The 20,106-nt window shown below is 30.4% G+C and carries 25 protein-coding genes and 1 pseudogene; 16 read left to right on the top strand and 10 right to left on the bottom strand.

Annotated features, from left to right (window positions below; translation table 11 throughout):
• Window positions 1-177: 177 nt before the first annotated feature.
• Entirely contained in the window at window positions 178-888 is a 711-nt protein-coding gene (locus tag G9F71_RS25530) for an MBL fold metallo-hydrolase (protein WP_164952122.1), read from the bottom strand.
• Between the two features lie 87 nt (window positions 889-975).
• Window positions 976-2,466, bottom strand: a pseudogene (locus G9F71_RS25525) (Tn3 family transposase).
• A gap of 784 nt (window positions 2,467-3,250) precedes the next feature.
• On the opposite strand from G9F71_RS25525, the gene G9F71_RS25520 reads away from it, so the two are divergent.
• Entirely contained in the window at window positions 3,251-3,871 is a 621-nt protein-coding gene (locus G9F71_RS25520) for a MarR family winged helix-turn-helix transcriptional regulator (RefSeq protein WP_164952120.1), read from the top strand.
• A gap of 281 nt (window positions 3,872-4,152) precedes the next feature.
• Window positions 4,153-5,520, top strand: coding sequence for an MATE family efflux transporter (locus tag G9F71_RS25515; protein WP_164952119.1), 1,368 nt, complete (start codon window positions 4,153-4,155; stop codon window positions 5,518-5,520).
• Between the two features lie 868 nt (window positions 5,521-6,388).
• Here G9F71_RS25515 and G9F71_RS25510 read toward each other — a convergent pair.
• The gene (locus G9F71_RS25510; protein WP_164952118.1) at window positions 6,389-6,928 is read right to left on the bottom strand and encodes a GNAT family N-acetyltransferase; all 540 of its coding nucleotides are present in this window, start codon (window positions 6,926-6,928) and stop codon (window positions 6,389-6,391) included.
• A gap of 61 nt (window positions 6,929-6,989) precedes the next feature.
• On the opposite strand from G9F71_RS25510, the gene G9F71_RS25505 reads away from it, so the two are divergent.
• A complete protein-coding gene (locus tag G9F71_RS25505) occupies window positions 6,990-7,196 on the top strand; it encodes a hypothetical protein (protein WP_164952117.1) in 207 nt (68 codons plus the stop codon).
• 47 nt (window positions 7,197-7,243) lie between these two features.
• Here G9F71_RS25505 and G9F71_RS25500 read toward each other — a convergent pair whose 3' ends face one another.
• The 3 genes from G9F71_RS25500 to G9F71_RS25490 all read right to left on the bottom strand — a co-directional run bounded on the left by G9F71_RS25500 (window position 7,244) and on the right by G9F71_RS25490 (window position 9,852).
• Window positions 7,244-7,585, bottom strand: coding sequence for a hypothetical protein (locus G9F71_RS25500; protein ID WP_164952116.1), 342 nt, complete (start codon window positions 7,583-7,585; stop codon window positions 7,244-7,246).
• Between the two features lie 881 nt (window positions 7,586-8,466).
• Window positions 8,467-9,195: a site-2 protease family protein gene (locus tag G9F71_RS25495; protein WP_164952114.1), complete on the bottom strand. Its 729-nt coding sequence runs from the start codon at window positions 9,193-9,195 to the stop codon at window positions 8,467-8,469.
• A gap of 168 nt (window positions 9,196-9,363) precedes the next feature.
• Window positions 9,364-9,852, bottom strand: a complete 489-nt coding sequence (locus tag G9F71_RS25490; RefSeq protein ID WP_202018009.1) for a hypothetical protein — start codon at window positions 9,850-9,852, stop codon at window positions 9,364-9,366.
• A gap of 286 nt (window positions 9,853-10,138) precedes the next feature.
• Here G9F71_RS25490 and G9F71_RS25485 point away from each other — a divergent pair, with 286 nt between their 5' ends.
• Together G9F71_RS25485 and G9F71_RS25480 are read left to right on the top strand one after the other, a co-directional pair.
• On the top strand, window positions 10,139-10,741 hold the full coding sequence (locus G9F71_RS25485) for an accessory gene regulator B family protein (RefSeq protein ID WP_164952113.1): 603 nt from the start codon (window positions 10,139-10,141) through the stop codon (window positions 10,739-10,741).
• Window positions 10,722-10,865 (top strand): AgrD family cyclic lactone autoinducer peptide, encoded by a 144-nt coding sequence (locus tag G9F71_RS25480; protein WP_164952112.1) that lies wholly within the window; start codon window positions 10,722-10,724, stop codon window positions 10,863-10,865. The genes G9F71_RS25485 and G9F71_RS25480 overlap by 20 nt, the downstream gene beginning before the upstream one ends.
• Before the next feature lie 34 nt (window positions 10,866-10,899).
• On the opposite strand, the gene G9F71_RS25475 is transcribed toward G9F71_RS25480, so the two are convergent.
• The 3 genes from G9F71_RS25475 to G9F71_RS25465 all read right to left on the bottom strand — a co-directional run bounded on the left by G9F71_RS25475 (window position 10,900) and on the right by G9F71_RS25465 (window position 13,505).
• A complete protein-coding gene (locus G9F71_RS25475) occupies window positions 10,900-12,033 on the bottom strand; it encodes a sensor histidine kinase (protein ID WP_224626899.1) in 1,134 nt (377 codons plus the stop codon).
• Between the two features lie 182 nt (window positions 12,034-12,215).
• Complete coding sequence (locus G9F71_RS25470; protein ID WP_164952110.1) at window positions 12,216-12,947, bottom strand: LytR/AlgR family response regulator transcription factor; 732 nt, start codon at window positions 12,945-12,947, stop codon at window positions 12,216-12,218.
• Window positions 12,948-13,403: 456 nt separating this feature from the next.
• A complete protein-coding gene (locus tag G9F71_RS25465) occupies window positions 13,404-13,505 on the bottom strand; it encodes a helix-turn-helix domain-containing protein (protein WP_202018007.1) in 102 nt (33 codons plus the stop codon).
• Between the two features lie 518 nt (window positions 13,506-14,023).
• Here G9F71_RS25465 and G9F71_RS25460 point away from each other — a divergent pair.
• From G9F71_RS25460 to G9F71_RS25450, 3 genes are read left to right on the top strand one after another with little or no spacing between them, the layout of a single operon-like run.
• On the top strand, window positions 14,024-14,191 hold the full coding sequence (locus G9F71_RS25460) for a hypothetical protein (RefSeq protein WP_164947900.1): 168 nt from the start codon (window positions 14,024-14,026) through the stop codon (window positions 14,189-14,191).
• Complete coding sequence (locus G9F71_RS25455; protein ID WP_164952109.1) at window positions 14,191-14,946, top strand: ParA family protein; 756 nt, start codon at window positions 14,191-14,193, stop codon at window positions 14,944-14,946. The genes G9F71_RS25460 and G9F71_RS25455 overlap by 1 nt, the downstream gene beginning before the upstream one ends.
• Window positions 14,928-15,371, top strand: a complete 444-nt coding sequence (locus G9F71_RS25450) for a hypothetical protein (RefSeq protein WP_164952108.1) — start codon at window positions 14,928-14,930, stop codon at window positions 15,369-15,371. Before G9F71_RS25455 ends, G9F71_RS25450 begins: the two co-directional genes overlap by 19 nt.
• A gap of 154 nt (window positions 15,372-15,525) precedes the next feature.
• Here the strand turns inward: G9F71_RS25450 and G9F71_RS25445 are convergent, their stop codons facing one another.
• Window positions 15,526-16,056 (bottom strand): hypothetical protein, encoded by a 531-nt coding sequence (locus tag G9F71_RS25445; RefSeq protein ID WP_164952107.1) that lies wholly within the window; start codon window positions 16,054-16,056, stop codon window positions 15,526-15,528.
• 78 nt (window positions 16,057-16,134) lie between these two features.
• Between G9F71_RS25445 and G9F71_RS25440 the strand changes: the two genes are divergently transcribed.
• From G9F71_RS25440 to G9F71_RS25405, 8 genes are all read left to right on the top strand, one after another.
• A complete protein-coding gene (locus G9F71_RS25440; RefSeq protein WP_164947904.1) occupies window positions 16,135-16,422 on the top strand; it encodes a Txe/YoeB family addiction module toxin in 288 nt (95 codons plus the stop codon).
• Between the two features lie 143 nt (window positions 16,423-16,565).
• Window positions 16,566-17,060 (top strand): Csac_0668 family 2Fe-2S cluster-binding (seleno)protein, encoded by a 495-nt coding sequence (locus tag G9F71_RS25435; protein WP_318011122.1) that lies wholly within the window; start codon window positions 16,566-16,568, stop codon window positions 17,058-17,060.
• 48 nt (window positions 17,061-17,108) lie between these two features.
• A complete protein-coding gene (locus tag G9F71_RS25430) occupies window positions 17,109-17,525 on the top strand; it encodes a stage III sporulation protein AH (protein WP_164952105.1) in 417 nt (138 codons plus the stop codon).
• A gap of 156 nt (window positions 17,526-17,681) precedes the next feature.
• Window positions 17,682-18,170 (top strand): hypothetical protein, encoded by a 489-nt coding sequence (locus G9F71_RS25425; RefSeq protein WP_164952104.1) that lies wholly within the window; start codon window positions 17,682-17,684, stop codon window positions 18,168-18,170.
• Between the two features lie 154 nt (window positions 18,171-18,324).
• The gene (locus G9F71_RS25420; protein WP_164952103.1) at window positions 18,325-18,636 is read left to right on the top strand and encodes a PadR family transcriptional regulator; all 312 of its coding nucleotides are present in this window, start codon (window positions 18,325-18,327) and stop codon (window positions 18,634-18,636) included.
• Between the two features lie 13 nt (window positions 18,637-18,649).
• Window positions 18,650-19,261, top strand: a complete 612-nt coding sequence (locus tag G9F71_RS25415; protein WP_164952102.1) for a DUF2812 domain-containing protein — start codon at window positions 18,650-18,652, stop codon at window positions 19,259-19,261.
• Between the two features lie 65 nt (window positions 19,262-19,326).
• Window positions 19,327-19,629: a hypothetical protein gene (locus G9F71_RS25410; RefSeq protein WP_164952101.1), complete on the top strand. Its 303-nt coding sequence runs from the start codon at window positions 19,327-19,329 to the stop codon at window positions 19,627-19,629.
• A gap of 110 nt (window positions 19,630-19,739) precedes the next feature.
• Window positions 19,740-20,054 carry a hypothetical protein gene (locus tag G9F71_RS25405; RefSeq protein ID WP_224626896.1) on the top strand — a complete coding sequence of 105 codons (315 nt, stop codon included), beginning with the start codon at window positions 19,740-19,742 and terminating at the stop codon, window positions 20,052-20,054.
• The last annotated feature ends 52 nt before the right edge of the window (window positions 20,055-20,106 follow it).

Below are 20,106 nucleotides of genomic sequence, written 5' to 3'. Positions count from 1 at the left end.
TCATATTTTTCTAAATTTTTCTACCTATCTTTTAGTTAGAATGTTATCCACAGCGGTTTCCGCAAGCTGTTTCCTATATAATGAAAAAGGTAGAATTTGAGTCACACTAAAAGAAATATACGACAGACCTTAATCTAAAATTATGTTACATCAACTCTACAACTTGGAAATTATTGCTTAGTTATTATACCCCTTTGCAATAAGTTTTTTTAAATCTTTTTTTAAATTATTGCTTTTATACTCTCCACCATGGAAACATATAATTTTTTCAATATCCAAATTAACAATTTTCTTTAGTGAATTTATTTCTGCCCCTTTATCTAACACAAATTGTTCATCTGCAATACCTAATACACCACCCTCTGAAATTAACATGTCTCCACTTATTAAGGTTTTCATTGATTCAATATAAATAGAAATATGTCCTGGCATATGCCCTGATGTTTCAATAACCTTTACTCCATTACATATAATTTCATTATCTGTAACTGCTAAAGCAGAATCCAAATACTCTACACTTTTTATCATTTGTATAAATCCAGCGTCTGCCTCCAATTTTTCTGCCTGTTCTAATCGAAGTGATTTCTTTTTTCCTAAAACATATGGAATTTGCTCTGCGGAACACTTCACCTTTACAGAAGGATATTTTTTTACAAGTTCCTTTACTGCTCCCATATGGTCATGGTCGTGGTGAGTTAAAATAACTTGTTGAAGATTTCTGATATCCAACCCATTTTTCTCAAAAGCTTTTTCTATTACTGACAAAAACATAGGATAACCTGTGTCAACTAAAATTAAATCATCATTGTTTTTAATTACAACTGGATAAATATAAAATTTTATTTCACCCATTTCAAACAATAATGGTAACGTTATTAGTTCAGCCATTTCATTTCCTCCTTTTTTAAAAATTTTACATATACGACCTATTTGTTAGTATATCATTACGGTAAATACAATTCTAATTTTTATAAATTATTGCAATTTCTTCCTCAAAGGTCTCATATTATCTATTAAATTGTAATCAGAACTATCATCAAAGTTATATTGACCAATAAAATTAATATGTTCCCATCCAAGTGGAGAAACGTGTCTTAGAAGAGATTCGTCAACTTCTTCTTTTTCCTTAAGCTTCTCAACTGCTTTAGGTAAGTACATGGTATTCCAAAGAGCTATGGAGTTTATAATTATACTTAAAGCAGTAGCTCTCTGTAACTGTCCTTGAATATCTTTTTCATGAAGCATTCCATATTTCCCAAAGAATATGGCTCTTCCCAGTGCATTCATTGCTTCACCTTTGTTCAATCCTATCTGAATTTTTCTTCTGAAATCTTCGTCTGATAAATAATCAAGGATAAAAATAGTTTTTTCTATTTTGCCTAGTTCAGTTAATGCTTTAGCTAAGCTGTTTTGCCTAGCATAGGAACCGAGCTTACCCATTATCAATGATCCAGAAACTTTACCTTCCTTTATTGAGTATACAAGTTTCAATATATCATCATAATTTTCTTTTATAATTTTAGTATTTATCTTACCTTTTATAACTGACTGAATATTTTTAAAGTCTTCTTTTCTTTCAATACAATATAATTTACAGTCTGATATATCCCTAAGTCTTGGAGCAAATCTGAACCCTAACAAATGTGTTAATCCAAATACCTGATCCGTATAACCCGCTGTGTCAGTATAATGCTCTTCAATCTCAAGTTCTGTTCTATGATTAAGAAGTATATCAATTATATGAATGGCATCTCTTGAATTTGTATTTATAACACCTACTCCAAATCTTGAATATTAATCACTTACAGCTGAATACATTGTTACTCCTTTTTCTAATCCGTAATGAGGATTATAACTTGCATTTAAAGCTTCAACTGCCGATTTAACTCTTACACCATCTGACGACGAAGTACTGCCATCACTCCAATGTACAGCATAAGGCTGTCTATGATGATAATTTGTGATATCCGCCATAGCCTTTTCCATATTATCATCACTCATTATCCAATTAACTACGTTGCTCATCTGTTTGTAGCTTATTCCTTTTACTGCTTGTTCCATTTTTTTAAGTCCTATATTTGTTCCGAGAGCCATAAGTGAAGCTGTTATACATGCCCTTTCATTATCTTTTGGTTCCTTGTTAGTTGAAGCATGGATTAGCTTATTATCAAAAGCTGTAAATTTACAAATATCTATGATTATATCTGATAAATTTACTCTAGGTATTAAGCTATAAAGCTTAGCAGATAATTTTTTTGCCTCATCCGGAACTGCTTTTTCTAATCGTGATAATACAAATTTATTATCTTCTATAGATACACCTTTCAATTTTTTTATATTATCAGAAACATATTTTAATTTACTGTTTAACAGCTCCAATCTAGATTTTAAATACTCTTCAGCATTCAAAGGTACTTTAAAATCAGTATTTTCAGCTTTATACTTTTCCCATTCATCATCTGTCATCAAATATTCCTCAAAGGGTTTATGTTGCTTGCTTCCAACTATTGATATATCACCAGAACGAACTGCATTTTTAAGTTCAGTGAATGCTGCTAATTCATAATATTTCTTATCAATATTACCTTCTTGATCATATACGTATTTTTCCCACTGATTAGTTACAAAATCTAAGGGAGCACCGTTGGGTACCTTTCTCTTAGTTTTAGAATTAAGATCTTTTATAGTTTCCAGTGCTTTTAAAACAGGTTCACCTGTTTTAGAGGCTTTAAACTCAAGGATTTTTAGTAATCTAGGTGTATATCTCCTAAGGGCACTATATTTTTGAGTTATTAAATCTAGAGAATTATATTAACTTCGTTTTAAAATGTAAGGATGTATGTATCGTGTTTTTAGAATATATACAGTTTGCAAGGAAATTATAACATGTAATCCATTGATTACAGAAAATAAGCCTATAGATAGTCAATTTAATTATGCAATACAGTAATTAGTATAATGCATATCTACAAATGTTACCATATATTCCAAGTAATATTTTTTTGCTCCTGTAACTACTAAGACTCCAAGAGATATACTATCTGAATTGTTATCCTCCCACTGATGTTTTTTATTTGTTATAGCTTGTAACTCCCACTTATAGAAGTGGGAGATTTTCCTTCTGAAATGTCGTTAAAAATTATAATAAGGTACCTTTAAAAAACTGTTGACAAATTATGAAGGTACCTGTATTATTAAATCATAAGGTACCTTATAAAATACTTGATACCAATAAATGGAGGGGTTTAAAATGAATGAAGAGAAAATCGACTTAACAGAAGAATTTGTACGCGTTCAGTGGTTATTTCACCGATACCATCAGCAAAATCATACGCATTATGGCCCGATGGGTGATCCAACGAGAGGGCAAGGCAGAGTGTTAACGCTCCTTAAGATGCAGCCTGAAATTAGCCAAAAAAATTTATCATATTTGCTGGACATGAGACCACAATCCTTGGGAGAGATTCTTTCTAAGTTGGAGAAGAGCGGATACATTGCTCGTACACCATCGGAAACTGACCGCCGAGTTATGAATATTAAGCTTACGAAAGAGGGAATCGTGGCAATTGGCGAAACCGATCAGAAATTCAGCTTTGACAAGCTGTTTGAATGTCTAGGCGAAGAAGAACAAAAGAATTTGAGCGGCTATCTTAGGCGTATCATCGAAACGCTTGAAACTCAGATTGGTGACGAACAGCCCGAACCCGATTTCGACCCGCGCGAACGTGGAGGCAATCCGTTTGGCCATCGTCCCGGAAAGATGCCTTTTGGTCGACATCCTGGTCACATGCCATTCGAGCGTAGTCCCGGAATGAGCCGAGGACACGAAGAACGTCCTGCACCATCACAAAAAAAACCTGACAAAGAATAAGGATAATTACGAGAGAGTGATATGAAGGCACTACCGCAAAGTAACCGCATTGCAGCAGTGCCTTTATATTTTTTATGCCAATTTTAGTGCCCAGTTTGCTCATAAGTCTTGTTGTGAAGAATGCAATTCCATAATCATAATCCCCATTGAGAAAGCCATGGGGGTGGACAAGACGATGACGGGCATCGCTTTGACTAACTTAAATTCGACCATCTATTTTTGGAATAGATTAAAATTACAATATAAAACTTAGAACACTAAGTTTTATAGGAGGATTTTTTATGAACCAAACAGATCCAAATGCTTATTATTTTGAAAACTCACCTATCTGGAAAGCAATCGCGCATATGTCTTTACCCATGATGCTTGGCTTGTGCTTGAATGTATTCTATAACCTAGTAGATGCCTTTTTTATCGGAAAACTTAACCAGACGCAGATGTTATCGGCGATTGCATTAGCTTTACCCTTTATGACTATTCAAATGGCAATCGGAAATGTTTTTGGAATCGGAGGCGGTACTTATATTTCACGCTTACTGGGTGAAAAAAAGCATGATGCAGCAAAAACTGTTTCTTCCGTGACGTTCTATTTTAGTTTAATTGCAGGTCTACTATTAATAATTATCTGCCTTCCTATTCTCCATCCAATTCTGCAGGTGTTGGGCGCGCAAGGTGACACAATCCAGCCAACCAGGGAGTTTATTCTGGTATTCTTGATGGGAAGTCCTGTTGTAATTGCAAATTTTGCTTTGGGCGAAGTCGTCCGTGCAGAAGGTGCTTCTAAAGAATCAATGTATGGAATGACCATCAGTGTTATTGTCAATATCATACTTGACCCTATTCTAATCTTTTTGTGCCATATGGGAGTGGCCGGAGCAGCTATGGCTACCATTCTAGGTAACCTTTGTGCAGTGATTTACTATGTTTTTTATCTGCAAAAGAAAAGCCTGTTTCTGACTGTATCCCCAAAGGCCTTCAAACCCAATCTGGAGGTCACCAACGGAATCTTTAAAATTGGAATAACCGTCCTAATACAAAGTTTATTTATGATTGTTTCAACACTTTTGCTCAATAACTTTTCCATCAGGTATGGCGAGTCCGTAGTTGCCGCTTTTGGAATTTCCCTGAGGGTGGCACAGATTTCCGATTTCATCGGTATGGGTTTATTCATGGGCGTTATACCCCTAATTGCGTATTCTTATACAGCGGGGAATATCAAAAGGATGAAAAAAATCATTCAAACAACCGCGTTGTATATTACAGTTCTAGTTCTTATCATAACCGTGATAATGATGATTTTCCGCACACAGGTATTTGAATTCTTCAGCAAAGACCCACAGGTCATCCAGGTTGGAGTCACTACGTTAGCTGCATTGTTAATATCTTCCTTGTTCGTCAGCTTTTCAGGACTATTTATAGGAATATTTCAGGGAGTAGGTAGGGAAAAAGAAGCTTCTATCTTGTCGATGGCGGAAGGGGTGTTATTAATTCCAACCATGATCGCCGGAAATATCTTTCTGGGTTTGTATGGCGTAATTTGGTCAATAACTATAGCTCAAATTCTCACATCTTTAATCGGATTGGGAATGTGGATTCACTTTAAAAAAGATTCTTCAATGAAAAATATTATCCCCGTATGTAACGAATAAATGTTATTGTAAACTAAACAAAATGAGCAACACATGGTATACTACAGTTTCATTTTAAATTGTTCAAAACATTTCTTTGTTTCGCTACTCTTGAAGTGTGGTTGTTAGTAGCAAGCACATAATACATATAAGCCCAGCAGCTGTTTTTGCCTTAACATGAGTGAAACCAACAAACCTTACCCGGTTAATTACTTTGCGTGGGTTTTGTCGGAAATGTTGGAGACACCAAATTAATAACTCAAGAAGAAGTGTTTTAAAAATTTAAGAATCATTAAGTTTGTAGTAGGAGAAATCCTACTTTATTTCATTGGAAATTTATATTGATGTATAGATTAACTCGATAAAAAGCGATTTGCTAAATCTTACCTTGACAGGATTCCCACCTGCTAGAATATACGCCCTTTCGGGACTCACCATGTATGTCGTCTGTACCCGTATTTCAACTCTGAAGATTTTTTGGACATAGAAAAGAGAGAAGCCTTTTATGTTGCCGTACCCCATATAAAACATTTATTTGATTATAGCATTATTATCGTAAATTGGAGTCGCAGTCAGTAAACTTATTCAAAACAAAAATAACGTACTCGTGTCTATTCACGGTAGCGTGTACGTGACCGTGAATGTATCTGTACTATTATCCGTGTTGTCAATGCTTTTACCATCAATGGTACTCTTGAAAAATGCATCTGAACCTTGTCCTTTTTTTACTCCTTGTGATTGAAGTTCATTTGCTTTTTTCATCATAGAATGAAAAACAAGATAACTCTTTTTAAGCTCTGCAACTACAGCTTTGTGGTGTGTTGTTCTATTGTCGTATAAGAAAAATATTCCGTATTAAATATTAGCTATAACCACTAATTTATAAGTATTATAATTTGTACTCCAATTGAACATCAAAAGGCTCATGGCTAGCTATGTCATCATTAATTTCTTTTGCATCCACACACCCAACAGCTTCATAAAATTGTTGGGTTTCTTCTGCTGAATGCCCTGATATATAAAGTTTTTTTGCACCCCATTCTTTAGCTTTCTTAACACATAAGGCAAACAGTTCTTTTCCAAATCCTAATCGCCTATACTCAGTAGAAATATGTAACTGCATTAACTGTACGTATTGCTTTTGACTCCCAAAAAAGTTATGTAGTAATGATGAAAATGCTATAAGGGTGTTGCCATTATAAAACACACCAAAAACAATTCCTCCACTATTTATACAATCGGTAAAATCTTCATAAACAATTTCTCGTTTTAATTCATTATCCCAATTCTCAATAAATGGGTTTTCTATCAATAATTTTTTACCATCAATCATCCTCCAAACATTTGAAATTTTCTGATAACGATTGAAATGTTCTAATAAATCTGGAACTAAATCAACATATTTCAATTCCCTAATTACTATATTCATTAATTATTTTCTCCTTTTGCATCAAATAATTTTCTTTATCATATCTTGTATAAGCAAATTTATGATAACCTTTCAAGTAGCGACATTGTATCAAGGTTTCTTCAAACTATGGCAAAAAATAAGTTATGTGGAAAGTAAGGAAACAGTACAAAATAATAAAGTTCAATCATATTTAAGCAATAATCAATTTGTAGTAATTTTACTTTTAGTTGGTACTGTAATAGTAGCTTTCTTTATAGTTAGATTTAAGAAGAGGCACAATAATTAAATCATCACCTGCGAAGCCACAATATTAACAACTTCTAATCTCGTTATTTATAATAAATTTTTAATACGCTCATTTGATATAAATTTAATTATTATGATTGGAATAAATAAGATATATACAATAGTCGTATTAGCTGGTTTAAAAACCGTATAAATTCCTGCTATTACTAGTAGTATTATCAATATCGTTCGGATATTTAATATGAATTTAATTTTCTTATAATTCTTTTGATTTATTCCCTTTGATTTAATTAAATTTAGCGTAGCTTTATCTAATAAGAAACTTACAGAAAACCTATTGTATTCTTGTTTTGAGAAATAATAAAGACCTATTATTACGTTAACTATTATAAATATTACTAGTGTAATAAATAATCTGTTAATAAACATGTTATACCACTCCTTTTCAATTCAATACTTTATAGTTTACTACACATGCAATTATAGCTTTTTCTAACATGAATTCCTCTTCCATCTTATTTGGCAATATTGTCTTTATACTATTCGTGTAAAAAACAGCAATTGACTGTCTTCTATTTCTTGTGAAGTTTAAAAATATAAGACAGCCATTTTGTACCTGCAATTATAAAAAAACTAATAACAAACCCTATAATATTAATATAGACATATTTAATAGAAGTAAAGCCATTGGAACGCAAAAATAATAGATAAGCAAGTATTATTCCAATAATACACCCTATTGTTGACGGTAAACTTTTTTTAATAGCTTTAATTAATAATGCTCCATAACTCATACCACACCTCTATCCTTTCTATATGATCTTGATTTTACTTATAAATTTCAGGTATTACAACCTATGGACTGGAATATTTTTTTTCATTAAATATTTAGTAATTCCACCACAATATTCTACCAATCCAACCTAACTTTTAAAGATATTATACCATTAAATACTATTTCTACAAGTCTATCACAAAAGTAGGGTTTTTATATTGTCATTATTTGTATATCACAGTTTTTTTACATTAATTTCCATCTGACGATATCAATATTGCGAGGACAAAAACAAGTCCTACTGTTATGCCGTAGGACTTGTTACCCCTAGAGGGAAAGAATTTTTTTTTACTTTGGACAAGTTTACTGACTACATTTTATTTATATTAAGGGCAATTAATAAAGAAACTCATGTTATTGTACCTGTTGTTATGAGTATAGAGCTGGAAAACAGCTGAAAGAAATAGCCCGAAAAAGTGAACGTAGCAGATCCCCCCATTTGTACTATTTATCTACTCAGCCATAATACATCAATTCAACCCTTAAATCTTAAAATATCTATAATTAATGCTTGAAGATTACTAAATTGATAAAAATACAGTGTGCTAAATCCTAATAATAATAGCAATGTACCATAGTATGTTATGTACTTCACCTTAGTATTTCTCTCTACTCTAAAATAATTGTCCTTATAATATTTTTCCCTTAATTCATAGGTTTTGCCTATCCCTATGGCCAATAAAATAACCCATAAAAGCTTATGCTTTGATGTTATAGCTATAAACAATAAAAATATCAACCCTATATAACTTATAATAGGTGATATTATTTCCGCAACGTATGCCCCATCAAAAGGTTGTACAGGAATTAAATTTAATAAATTTATTGATACTGAAACAAAACTTAATACGAAAAATGTAGAATTTCCAGTGAAATGATAAATTAAATAGTAAATTAAAGCCAATATTCCTCCAAATAGAGGACCTGCTATTGCAACAAGCGCATTTTCCTTACAACTTTTAATATCATCATGTATTATATATGCACCAAAAGGTGTTAATCCACCGAAGATAATCTTTATATTTAAAAATTTTGCTCCAATATAATGACCCAATTCATGAACGATGAGGATAAATAGATAACCTATTGAAAAATAAATATTAAAAACAACTCCTATTACTAAAATTGTTAAAATAACCGTGAATACACTAAATAATATACTTAATACCTTTTTTCTTTTTGTGAGATTTTCAGCATTTGCCATAGCATTTCCCTCCATAACTATAAAAAAAGAGGCTAAGCCTCTTTTTTTTTATTGATGAAATCAATTATAAGCGTTAGGAATATTTTAATCTAAATTTTTGATTATTACAATAAACTTAATATATAGCTATTGTAATATTATAATTTAATGTATTCATTTCACATTAAATTATAAAAATAACATTAAAGTTTTGCTTATCCACCAAGCCGCAGTTGAATTACCAGTAACTTCTAATGCACCTTTATAAATACCATCTTCAATTGCACCAGTGTAGTTTTCGATGACATCCATCATTTTTTCAAATCCTACGTACCCACCTATAGCTGTTTTAACCTTAGTAGGTATTTTATCCCAAGCAACCCTCAAAGCCTTGACAGCCCATGATAGTTTACCTCTTGAATTTTTTATTGCATTAACTTCATCCCTAGTTTCATGTATTCCTTGTAATATTTCTTTTCTTTCAGCATCAGTATAAGGAAGTTCCTTCAAAGCTTTTAGAATATCAGCATCAGTAGCAGCTGGTTTTGCTTTGATTGTTTGTATTATACTTGTTTTATTACTTTGAATTTGTGTTAAAGTACCTGCAAAAACTGTAGTAGTGGTAACTGTTGCTAATGTTCCACATAGAAGCATTGATAATATTTTTTTGTTTAACATTTTAAACTCCCCCTAAAATAACTTAATTATAAATTTCTGTTTTATATGCATATGTATCTCTCATTTCTTCTAAAAATCAAACAGTTAGCTAACTAGTTCCTATTTTACCAATATTATATTTATTTTCAATAGAACTATCGCAAACTCCTATTTCTTCATTGTAAATGGTAAATTTGTGCATAAATAAAGGTTTTTTATCATTTACGATGAAAAACGTGTCTTTTACGAAATATATATGGTTTTAAATCAATAAAAATGTTATAATTTGAAAAAATGGAGGATTCTGATGGATTTTATAGCACAGTTTAGCAGTATATGTACAGATTTTATTAGGAAAAATTCCGTTAAATCCGAAGTAGCCTTGGAAAAAATACAATATGGTCTTCATGTGCTTTTTATTAACATTATAGAACTGTTTATTTTATTTTTAACAGCATATTTTCTAGGCGTATTTCAATATACGGTAATTGCATTCAGTAGCTTTGCACTACTCCGAACCTTTGCCAGTGGCATTCATGCGAGTTCTACCATATGGTGTATTACTGTGAATTATATTCTCTTTCTTGGAAACACTTATTTAAGCCTTTATTTAAAAACAGATAAATTTTTAATATCTATAGTATTTATACTAAGTTTTTTGCTGATGTTTAAGTATGCACCAGCAGATACAGCAGAACGCCCCCTTATAAGTGTTTCATTAAGAAAAAAACTAAAAAAATGTTCTCTTTCAATGGTGGTTATTCTTTATATAGTTACATGGATAAAATTTGATACTATTTATATAAACTTGATCACTTTCTCTGTTCTTACGGAATCTATTTTAATAACACCTGCAATATATAAATTGTTTAGAAAGGAGTATAGAAACTATGATAAATATAAAGATTAAAAACCATATAGCTGAAATGTTGAGTGTTTGTGCAATGTTTATGGCAGCTACATCTTCTGCATTATGTGCAGGTTGGACATTTTCAGAACCTAAAATGCCAACATCCTTATATAAGAAAAACTAAAATGAACAAACTATTTATGGCATCTTGTTCGTTTTTAAGAATAAATTGCTAATTCTTGCACAAATACTCCAGACCCTATTTTGGTATTCAACATAATATTTGAATATTTTTCATCTGTTATAGTTTTGACAATATTTAATCCAAAACCTCTATTAGATCCTTTGGTAGAAAAGCCTTTTTCATATAATTTATAAATAGGTGGAACATCCAATGAACAAGTATTCGAAACTAAAAATAGAGTACAGTTATTCTCTATTAGTATTGCGAATTCTATCTTAGATTTTTTGCATAATAAAGTGCCTTCTATTGCATTATCAAAAAGTATACCTAGAATTCTACATAAATCCAATGTATGTATGCTAACAATAGAAATTTTTTGCGAAATTTCTATTGTTACTTTTATTTCTAGATGTTGTGCAGAGAGTATTTTAGAAGAAATCAGTCCTTTTAAGCCATCTATCTGAATTTTTTGTAAAACAGATAAATTCATATCTGTTTTTAAAATTGCATTGCTTTCTGGCAAAAGTTGTTCAGTGAAATATCGTTTAAAGCCTGGTAAATCTTCTTTTTCTATAAAGTCTTTTATACTAAATAGTATGTTATTATAATCATGTTTGAATTTTCGCAAATCACAAGCAAGCTCTTCTATCATAAAAGTATATTCTTTTAACTGCGCTAATTCTTTTTCCTTAAATTCTAATTCTAGGTGATTCCTTATGCTTTTATGGTTTAAATAGAAAACTAAAAGACTTAGCATAAAATATAATATGAAGATAATTATATTTAATGTGAAAATTTTATTTCCATTAAAATTTATTTTCTTACAGAGTTGAACATATATATACAGTATAAATAATGAAATACCAATATAAATCACGGCAAATGTTTTATTGGTTAAATGAAATTTTATAAAGAAAGGTTTCACTGGGGTTTTTATAAAAAAAATTCCTATACATTTACTAATAAAAAAACTCACTATAAATACCAAAATATGAGTATTTATGTGTAGATTAAAATTTTCTCTTAATATACTATAATTTACTTCAAAAATTTTTAATACAATTGTACCAGAAATAGCATCGCTTACCCCAAAAATAAAATTCACCAAAAGAGCAGTAATAATAGAATTATACATCTGTCTACTAACAAAAAACAAATATGTACTCATAAAACAAATAGAAGCAGGCACTGTAATTATGGGATTTATAAAAGAACAAACCATATATATAGAAAAATTAATCAATGTTAAAATAATAAAATTTAAAATATTAATTTTTATAAATTTTATGTTATAAGCACTGCAGCTCAGAGCAAGAGATAAAATAAGAGAGTATACAAAATTATCCAATTTTATATCCATTTATTCAGCAATTCTTTCAAATATTTTGAAGATACATAGCACCTTTCATCATTTACCATATAAATGGTCAGTGTCCCCTTATTTACTTCTTTAATATTTTTTAAATTCACAAGATAACTCCGATGTGTTCTGTAAAATTTTCCATTTGATTTTTTCTCTAGTTCTTTCATAGAGTCATAAAACTCAACCTGTTGGTTTAAACCATGAATTCTTATTTTACGATTCGTTTCTGTGGTTTCAAAAAATAAAATTTCGTCAAAAGGAATTTTAAGAACTCGATTTGCTAAATTTATGGAAAAATATTGTATATTTTTTTTATTTAGATATTTATTATAAGCTTCCATTAAGCAATCTTTAATTTTATTTTCCATGCCAGTATCATTATTTTTAATAATATAATCCATCGCTTCCACTTTATACTGAAAAGTCATAAAGCTTAATTCATAATGACACGTAACAAATATAATATATCCGAAAGGATCAAGATTGCGAATGACTTTGGCAAGCTCTAGACCATCCATAGTAGATTTTAAATCAATATCTAAAAAATAAATACCTGTACAATCTTTATGATTCTCTAAGTACTTTATTATAGAAAAAGGTGTCTCTGAAAATATACCTTTTTTTAAATCTAAGTTATAATTCAAAATTGTATCTGATATAACTTTTTCTATCTTTTCTCGTTGAATGCTATTGTCCTCACAAAGGAATACTGTAAGCATTAAAAATCCCCCTTACTCTTCATTAGTGAATTCGGAAAACCTTAGTCCCCCTATATCGTAGTCGCGGATGAGCAATTTTCATTCTTACCCCATAATCTGGAACAATTTTTTTTGAAAAATTCTTATATTTATTAAAAAACACTTGACATAGTTAGTTTTTTGAATATTGCATTTATTTCTAATTGAATTGTAAAGTGTTTTTCTATTACAGGTAACCCTTCAAATCATTAACCAGAAATGTTGAGTTCTTTTATTTTGATGTTTATCATCAATCTTAAAAAAAGTCATTGATGCCTTTTGGTTATAAATTTTACTACACAATAAAATACGGTTACGACTTAATCACTAGAAATATTATACCATTAAACACCATTTTTACAAAGTAATACAGCCTATCTGGTGTAGTGCTCACAATTCTATTCCAATTAGTTCCTATTCCCCATTTCCTAAAAATTATTAATATTGATTCCTAATATATCTATATAATGTTGACTGGCTTATTTCAGACATTGCTACGATTTCACTTATGCTGTATTCTTTTGAATTATATAGGTTCAATGCCTTTTCAATATTTTTATCTTTAACTTTCTGACGCCCAGCTTTTCTACCTCTAGCTTTTGCCCTTTCAAGTCCTTCTTTTTATCCATTGAACTATAATATCTCTTTCAAATTGCCTAAAAGCCTAAAAAATAGTAATCATTAATTTTCCTTGAGGCGCATTTGTATCAAAATTCTCTTTAATACTTATTAAATGTAAATAGTTTATCAAATTATTGTGTTGTTAGAACTATTAGACGTCACACTCAAGAAATTAGAAGAATATATGGATATCATGATTTTAATGATCACCCATATCATTAGAGATTAACACGACGGTAATAGTATAAATTGTATTTTACATTCCTGTTTTTGTTCCATTGCTACAGAGACCCCCATATCAGTAACTTTAAATAAATTTACAATTATATAGCAGTGAGTAAGTTTGTCCAAAATTTCAGCTAAGCTTGAATTGCTTTTAACTTGTAGTTGTTAACAGTTAATAACCATGATATACTAACGATAATGGAGGTGTTACAATGGCAATTAATAAAGAAACTCATGTTATTGTACCTGTTGTTATGAGTATAGAGCTGGAAAAGCAGCTGAAAGAAATAGCCCGAAAAAGTGAACGGAGCAGATCCGCACAAATGGTTACATATATTAAAGAAGGTATAAAAAAGGAACTAGACGGAGGGGATATATAATGGCACAAATCATTGCAGTGAGCAATCAAAAAGGAGGCGTTGGCAAGACAACGTCAACATTAAATTTAGGGGTAGCTCTTACAGAACTTGGCATGAAAGTATTAATGATAGATCTAGATCCACAAGCCAGTTTAACAATTTCAATAGGTCTTGAGCCTGAAAATTTAGAAAAAACAATTTATAATGCACTGATTGATGATGTGGATATAAGGAAATTAATTTTATTTAATGAGCTTCTCTATTTCGTACCATCTACCATAGACCTTTCTGCCGCAGAAATGGAACTAGTATCTGAAGTAGGTCGAGAATTCAAATTAAGGGACGCACTTGACCCCGTGAAAGCAGACTTTGACTATATATTAATCGACTGCCCTCCGTCACTTGGGCTCCTAACTATTAATGCATTAGCTGCATGTGATGTTGTAATTGTACCTATGTCCCCGGAGTATCTTGCATTAAGAGGCTTCAATTTGCTTGAAAAAACCATGGCTAAGGTAAAAAGATTAAATAAAAAGCTTACCTTAATGGGAATATTAATAACTTTATACGACAATAGAACAACACACCACAAAGATGTAGTAGCAGAGCTTAGAAATAGTTATCCTGTTTTTAATTCCATGATAAAAAAATCAATAAAATTTCCAGATGCAGTTTTAGCTGGACAACCTATTATGACCTTTGATAGAAAATTCGAAGGATCTATTTCCTATCAAGAATTAGCTAAGGAGGTTATAGCATGGGACGCAACAAAATAAGCCTAGCCGATAAGATGAAAAAAGTAAATGAACTTCAATCACAAGGAGTAAAAAAAGGACAAGGTGCAGATTCATTTTTCAAGAGTACCATTGCTGATCAAAGAATTGAAAACACTGGTAACAATACGGATATAGTAACGGGCACGTACACGTCACCGTGTACAGACACAAAACCGTGCACAGATACAGATGCAACTACAGACATGTCACAAGCTACAGTTATAAATACGGATTCAGTGCTAGATTCCTTACTGAGCAATAATGAACAATTTGTAAGATGTGTGGCCTATTTAAGAAAAGATCAATCAGATTTTGTAAAGGATCTATCAAAACAACTGACTAAGAAAAACAAAGGAAAAAGGATAAAAGAATCGGAGATATTTAGAATGGCTATGGACATGCTTATGGATGCTGTGAAAAAATAAGTTGTAATGTAATCAGACTAAGGATACCCAATGTTATTATAAATTAACTATAAATAACATTGTTCTTTAGATAAACATATATTCTATGATAAATAAGACGCCAATTTGGCGTCTTATTTACTTATTACCACTAAAAATTATTTTTACAATATTTTTAATTTTTTAATAAACTTTCAATTTTATTATCATCAATATAATTATCTTTTATTAGATAAGCTCTCTCAATTGTCTGAGAATTCTCAGTATCATCTTTTCCTACTATCTTTATTGTAAATACAAATTTATTAGGATAATATAAGTATATAAATCGATCTTTATAATAAAAAATAATCGAAAAATTTTTTTTTGGAGTATCATTATTTAAAAATTTAACAGGATGTATTTCTTTTATATTAAACTCATTTAAATAATCTAGTATTTTTTTGCCTTTTTCTTTTGATTCTTGAGTATCATCATAGAATTGCTGTGAATATGGATTAGACCAAAATACAGAAAGATGTTCTAAATTTATATCTTTATAACAGTTACTATCTTTAGTAGAATAAAGGTTTGTTGTTAAAGATTTTGGTATATAAATAGTGTATTTATTTTTAAAAATATAATTATAACTTGCATAACATACAATGATAATCATTACTATAAATAAAATAATTGAAGAAAAAATAATCTTTTTCTTTTTAGTCACTATAATCCCCCCCCCGTATATTTTAAATAGAATATAGTATAAATATATTTTAGGTTAAATTTATTCACATTGTAACATTTGTGTAAAATTTATACAATAAGTCAAGTAATTGATTTTTTTATAAAAGAAAACCCTTATCAAACTCCTCCATCATATGAAAAACTTATTGGAAATTTAAAAGGATTTTATTCAAGGAGGATAAATATACAGCACAGAATAGCCTATGCTGTATATGAAAAAGAAAATACGGTCAAGATTTTAAGAATGCCATTAATGGATAAAGCATTGAAAACACTGATAATAGTACGGATATATCTATGGGCACGTACACGTCACCGTGTACATACACGAAACCGACTACGGTAACAAGCACAGACAAGGCCATGAGCACGGGTTGGGTGCTAAAGAGTAATGAAGGTTATGTCGCGTTGGTAGAAAATGGCTAACTAAATAAATATATAAAGTTTCTGTTTGATGCTTAAAATAGATTTGAGGAGGCATAGTATATTATGCAAGAACAAGTGATAAAAAAATCGTGTTGAGCAAGTGAGCAAGACTCTACTCGTGTAGTGGAGAATAATAACCTTTGCCCTATATGTAATAGTGAGGGTATAGAAGTAAAAAACATTACTATAAAGCATTTAGTTATTGATGAATTAACATACCAAATAAAAGATTATAATTATTTTATTTGTATGAATGAGGGATGTAATGTTGTATACTTTAACCCTAATTTAGGCATATCATACAATAAGCAACAAGTAAAAGTACCTATATGGTTTAAAAAAGACGCTAACCCCAAATATATATGTTATTGCAACCAAGTTACAGAGCAACAAATTATAAATGCTGTTCTTAATGATGGAGCGAAAGATATGAAGGATATTATTATGCTTACAGGAGCAATGAAAAATGGGAAGTGTGAAATTAACAATCCTTTAGGTAAATGCTGTAGCGAATTTATTCAAAAAACTATCAACAAAGCATTGAATATTAAGAGATAATCAGTGACGCAATCTTCGTATATGTCGAAGTTACAAGGAGGGAAATTTATGTTTATAGAAACTAATCCAAGAGAAAAGATTTATAGAGATTTAATAGATTTAGCTTTTGAAGTTTGTAATGAATTTGTATTAGTGGTAAGAAGTAATATGGATATAAATACTAATATTAATTACGTTTTAGAAAAATTACAACCATCTCTAAAAGAAGTAAAAGAGCAATTTGAATGGCCAGGTACAATATATGGTGGTGAGCAACCTGCATTGGTATATTATTACAATACTGATGATCATGCTAAAGAAATACTAAAGCAAGTATCAAACTCACTACATGATTGGGTTCAACCAAACTTACCAGAGGACTTGTCTTTTATAAAAAATCATAAGCCTTGGTTAATTAACACTTCACATGAATACGAAAGTTACTTTGAAACTAAAGATGAAGAAGAAATCAATAAAAGTTTGTGACGTTTTTAATTGTGCCAAACTAGGAAAATATGCTGCCATAATTGGACTGCTTTTAATTCTTGCTTTTATGCTATACAATGGTAATAATGATTCGAAATAGTAAGAAATGATGAATTAGGTTAGTACAAACACAAATTATTTTTAGGATGTGATTATATGAGTGCTTATTCGTTTATAGCAACTAATTATGAAATACCAGAAGTTGAAAATTCAAAGAAAAAAATTATCACTGTGCAAGAGGCCATTGAATTAGGAATAAAAGCACATGCATTTATGCCTTGGGAGAATATGAACCCAAATGATAAGATATTGTTCCTTGAAAAAGAAAGCGATTTAGATGAACTGGTTATTACAAAAGATACTGAATATGAGAAAAACGTGAGATGGTATACTGATAAACCATCCATTTATTCAGTAAATTTTGGGTATTCGGAATTAAGAGTAAAGCAGTTATTAGAATACTTAAAAGAAAATATTAGTGAAGGACATCAATTAGAACTATGGTCAATATGGCTTGATGATAAGCAAAACATTGAACCTATTACATGTAATTATGAAGAAGTTTCTACACATAATCTGAAGCAAATGTATGATTGGCAGGATAAAAAACATGTATGTCATAGTTGTATAATAATAGAAAGATAAAATTACATCCAATATATTAGATAAATAGACTAACCATATAAACTTTTTGTTATATGGTTTTTTAGTATTGACACATACAGTCGAACTATATACAATGTAACTATACAGTATAACTATATATTTACACTTTATAACAAAGGGGTTAGAGAACTAAATGAAAAGAAATAAAAATTTGCCACTTACAGAAACAGTGTATTACATTCTTTTATCTCTACTTGAACCAGCACATGGATATTTAATTATGCAAAAAGTTGAAGATTTAAGCGGCGGTAAGGTAAGAATAGCGGCAGGGACTTTATACGGAGCCATTGAAAATTTGCTGAAATTAAAGTTTATTCAACCTGTTGAAAGTGATGACATTAGGCGTAAAGTTTATCTTATCACAGACGAAGGAAAGAAAGTATTACTTCTTGATTTTGAAAGAATGAAACATATTATTGAGATTACTCAGAATAATTTGAAATAGAATGGGGGTCAATATGAAAAAACTTAGATGTTATGTCAGTCTTGATAAAGAAGAAAAATGGTTAAATGAAATGACAAGCCAAGGTTGGGAATTGTATAGAAAATATATAAAATATGAATTTCGCAAAACTTCATCTAGCAATACTATTACAAAAATAGATTATCGCAATTTTAAGTCAAAGTATGATTTTCAAAATTATATTACACTTTTTAAGGACTGCGGGTGGGAACATATTACGGGTTCAAAAACATCTGGAAAACAATACTTTAAAAAAATGGATGAGAGAGCTGGTGATGATATTTTTTCTGATGTATCTTCCAAAGCAGAGCGATACAAGAAGTTATCAAATATGTGGTTATCAATGGTAGCATGTTATATTGCAATATTTATGTCCTTCGATATTGACATTACTACAGTATTAAATCCAAAATTATGGTACTATACGCCTGAATTATGGCAAAAGATAGGAACATCCTTTTGGGGCGCATTCTTATGTGAAACACCTTTCGCAATGATGAGAGGATTTATTTGGTTGGCTTTCCCTTGCTTGATTATTCTATATACTATTTTCGCAGTAAAAGCACAAATGTATTATAAAAAGACAAACCTTGAAAACCGAATATAAGAATTATTGGGATATGAGTATTATGATTAATGATTATTGCCCTAAATGTCATCTATTTACAATGCATGCCACTGATAAAGACAGAAAAAAATGATAAAGGTAAGATTTTTAAAATTATAACAAGTAGTTATCAATGCAGCATGTACAAATCTTCAGTAGGTACGGGTACAATAACATATGCATTTTCTGATACTAACAAAAAAATTATTCTTATATTACGTGATAACGTAACTGGAATAACAGCAAGCTCAACATTTAATGCTGTAAATTCAAAAATAGATAAAATTACGATACTTTCAAGCAAAATAGGTTTTAATAATGAAAAAACTAATACGATTGGATATGTTACGTATGATATCTTTGATTAGTATGGAAAGTGTGTAAAATACGAACCAATTGCTAATAACGTGACATTCAAAAGTGAAATATTAGCAAACAATAAATGAATAAGCATCAGCGGCTATAAAAATAGTTGCTGGTGCTTATTTTAATTGAAAACAATGGTAATAGTATGGATATAGTAATGGGCACGTACACGTCACCGTGCACAGGTACAGATGCAACTACGGACAGGTCACAAGCTACAGTTATAAATACGGATTCGGTGCTAGATTCCTTACTGAGCAATAATGAACAATTTGTAAGATGTGTGGCCTATTTAAGAAAAGATCAATCATATTTTGTAAAGGATCTATCAAAACAACTGACTAAGAAAAACAAAGGAAAAAGGATAAAAGAATCGGAGATATTTAGAATGGCTATGGACATGCTTATGGATGCTGTGAAAAAATAAGTTGTAATGTAATCAGACTAAGGATACCCAATGTTATTTTAAATTAACTATA

Source organism: Clostridium sp. FP2 (genome assembly GCF_011065955.2).
Classification (GTDB): Bacteria; Bacillota; Clostridia; order Clostridiales; family Clostridiaceae; genus Clostridium_AD; species Clostridium_AD tagluense.
Note: the sequence above shows the minus strand (reverse complement) of the source record. Positions and strands in the feature narration are given on the sequence as shown.

Bases quoted from the DNA above. Each gene is read 5' to 3' on its own strand.
- G9F71_RS25530 (WP_164952122.1), bottom strand. From the start codon at position 888: ATGGCTGAACTAATAACGTTACCATTATTGTTTGAAATGGGTGAAATA.
- G9F71_RS25520 (WP_164952120.1), top strand. From the start codon at position 3,251: ATGAATGAAGAGAAAATCGACTTAACAGAAGAATTTGTACGCGTTCAG.
- G9F71_RS25515 (WP_164952119.1), top strand. From the start codon at position 4,153: ATGAACCAAACAGATCCAAATGCTTATTATTTTGAAAACTCACCTATC.
- G9F71_RS25510 (WP_164952118.1), bottom strand. From the start codon at position 6,928: ATGAATATAGTAATTAGGGAATTGAAATATGTTGATTTAGTTCCAGAT.
- G9F71_RS25505 (WP_164952117.1), top strand. From the start codon at position 6,990: ATGATAACCTTTCAAGTAGCGACATTGTATCAAGGTTTCTTCAAACTA.
- G9F71_RS25500 (WP_164952116.1), bottom strand. From the start codon at position 7,585: ATGTTTATTAACAGATTATTTATTACACTAGTAATATTTATAATAGTT.
- G9F71_RS25495 (WP_164952114.1), bottom strand. From the start codon at position 9,195: ATGGCAAATGCTGAAAATCTCACAAAAAGAAAAAAGGTATTAAGTATA.
- G9F71_RS25490 (WP_202018009.1), bottom strand. From the start codon at position 9,852: ATGTTAAACAAAAAAATATTATCAATGCTTCTATGTGGAACATTAGCA.
- G9F71_RS25485 (WP_164952113.1), top strand. From the start codon at position 10,139: ATGGATTTTATAGCACAGTTTAGCAGTATATGTACAGATTTTATTAGG.
- G9F71_RS25480 (WP_164952112.1), top strand. From the start codon at position 10,722: ATGATAAATATAAAGATTAAAAACCATATAGCTGAAATGTTGAGTGTT.
- G9F71_RS25475 (WP_224626899.1), bottom strand. From the start codon at position 12,033: ATGAGTACATATTTGTTTTTTGTTAGTAGACAGATGTATAATTCTATT.
- G9F71_RS25470 (WP_164952110.1), bottom strand. From the start codon at position 12,947: ATGCTTACAGTATTCCTTTGTGAGGACAATAGCATTCAACGAGAAAAG.
- G9F71_RS25460 (WP_164947900.1), top strand. From the start codon at position 14,024: ATGGCAATTAATAAAGAAACTCATGTTATTGTACCTGTTGTTATGAGT.
- G9F71_RS25455 (WP_164952109.1), top strand. From the start codon at position 14,191: ATGGCACAAATCATTGCAGTGAGCAATCAAAAAGGAGGCGTTGGCAAG.
- G9F71_RS25450 (WP_164952108.1), top strand. From the start codon at position 14,928: ATGGGACGCAACAAAATAAGCCTAGCCGATAAGATGAAAAAAGTAAAT.
- G9F71_RS25430 (WP_164952105.1), top strand. From the start codon at position 17,109: ATGTTTATAGAAACTAATCCAAGAGAAAAGATTTATAGAGATTTAATA.
- G9F71_RS25425 (WP_164952104.1), top strand. From the start codon at position 17,682: ATGAGTGCTTATTCGTTTATAGCAACTAATTATGAAATACCAGAAGTT.
- G9F71_RS25420 (WP_164952103.1), top strand. From the start codon at position 18,325: ATGAAAAGAAATAAAAATTTGCCACTTACAGAAACAGTGTATTACATT.
- G9F71_RS25415 (WP_164952102.1), top strand. From the start codon at position 18,650: ATGAAAAAACTTAGATGTTATGTCAGTCTTGATAAAGAAGAAAAATGG.
- G9F71_RS25410 (WP_164952101.1), top strand. From the start codon at position 19,327: ATGCCACTGATAAAGACAGAAAAAAATGATAAAGGTAAGATTTTTAAA.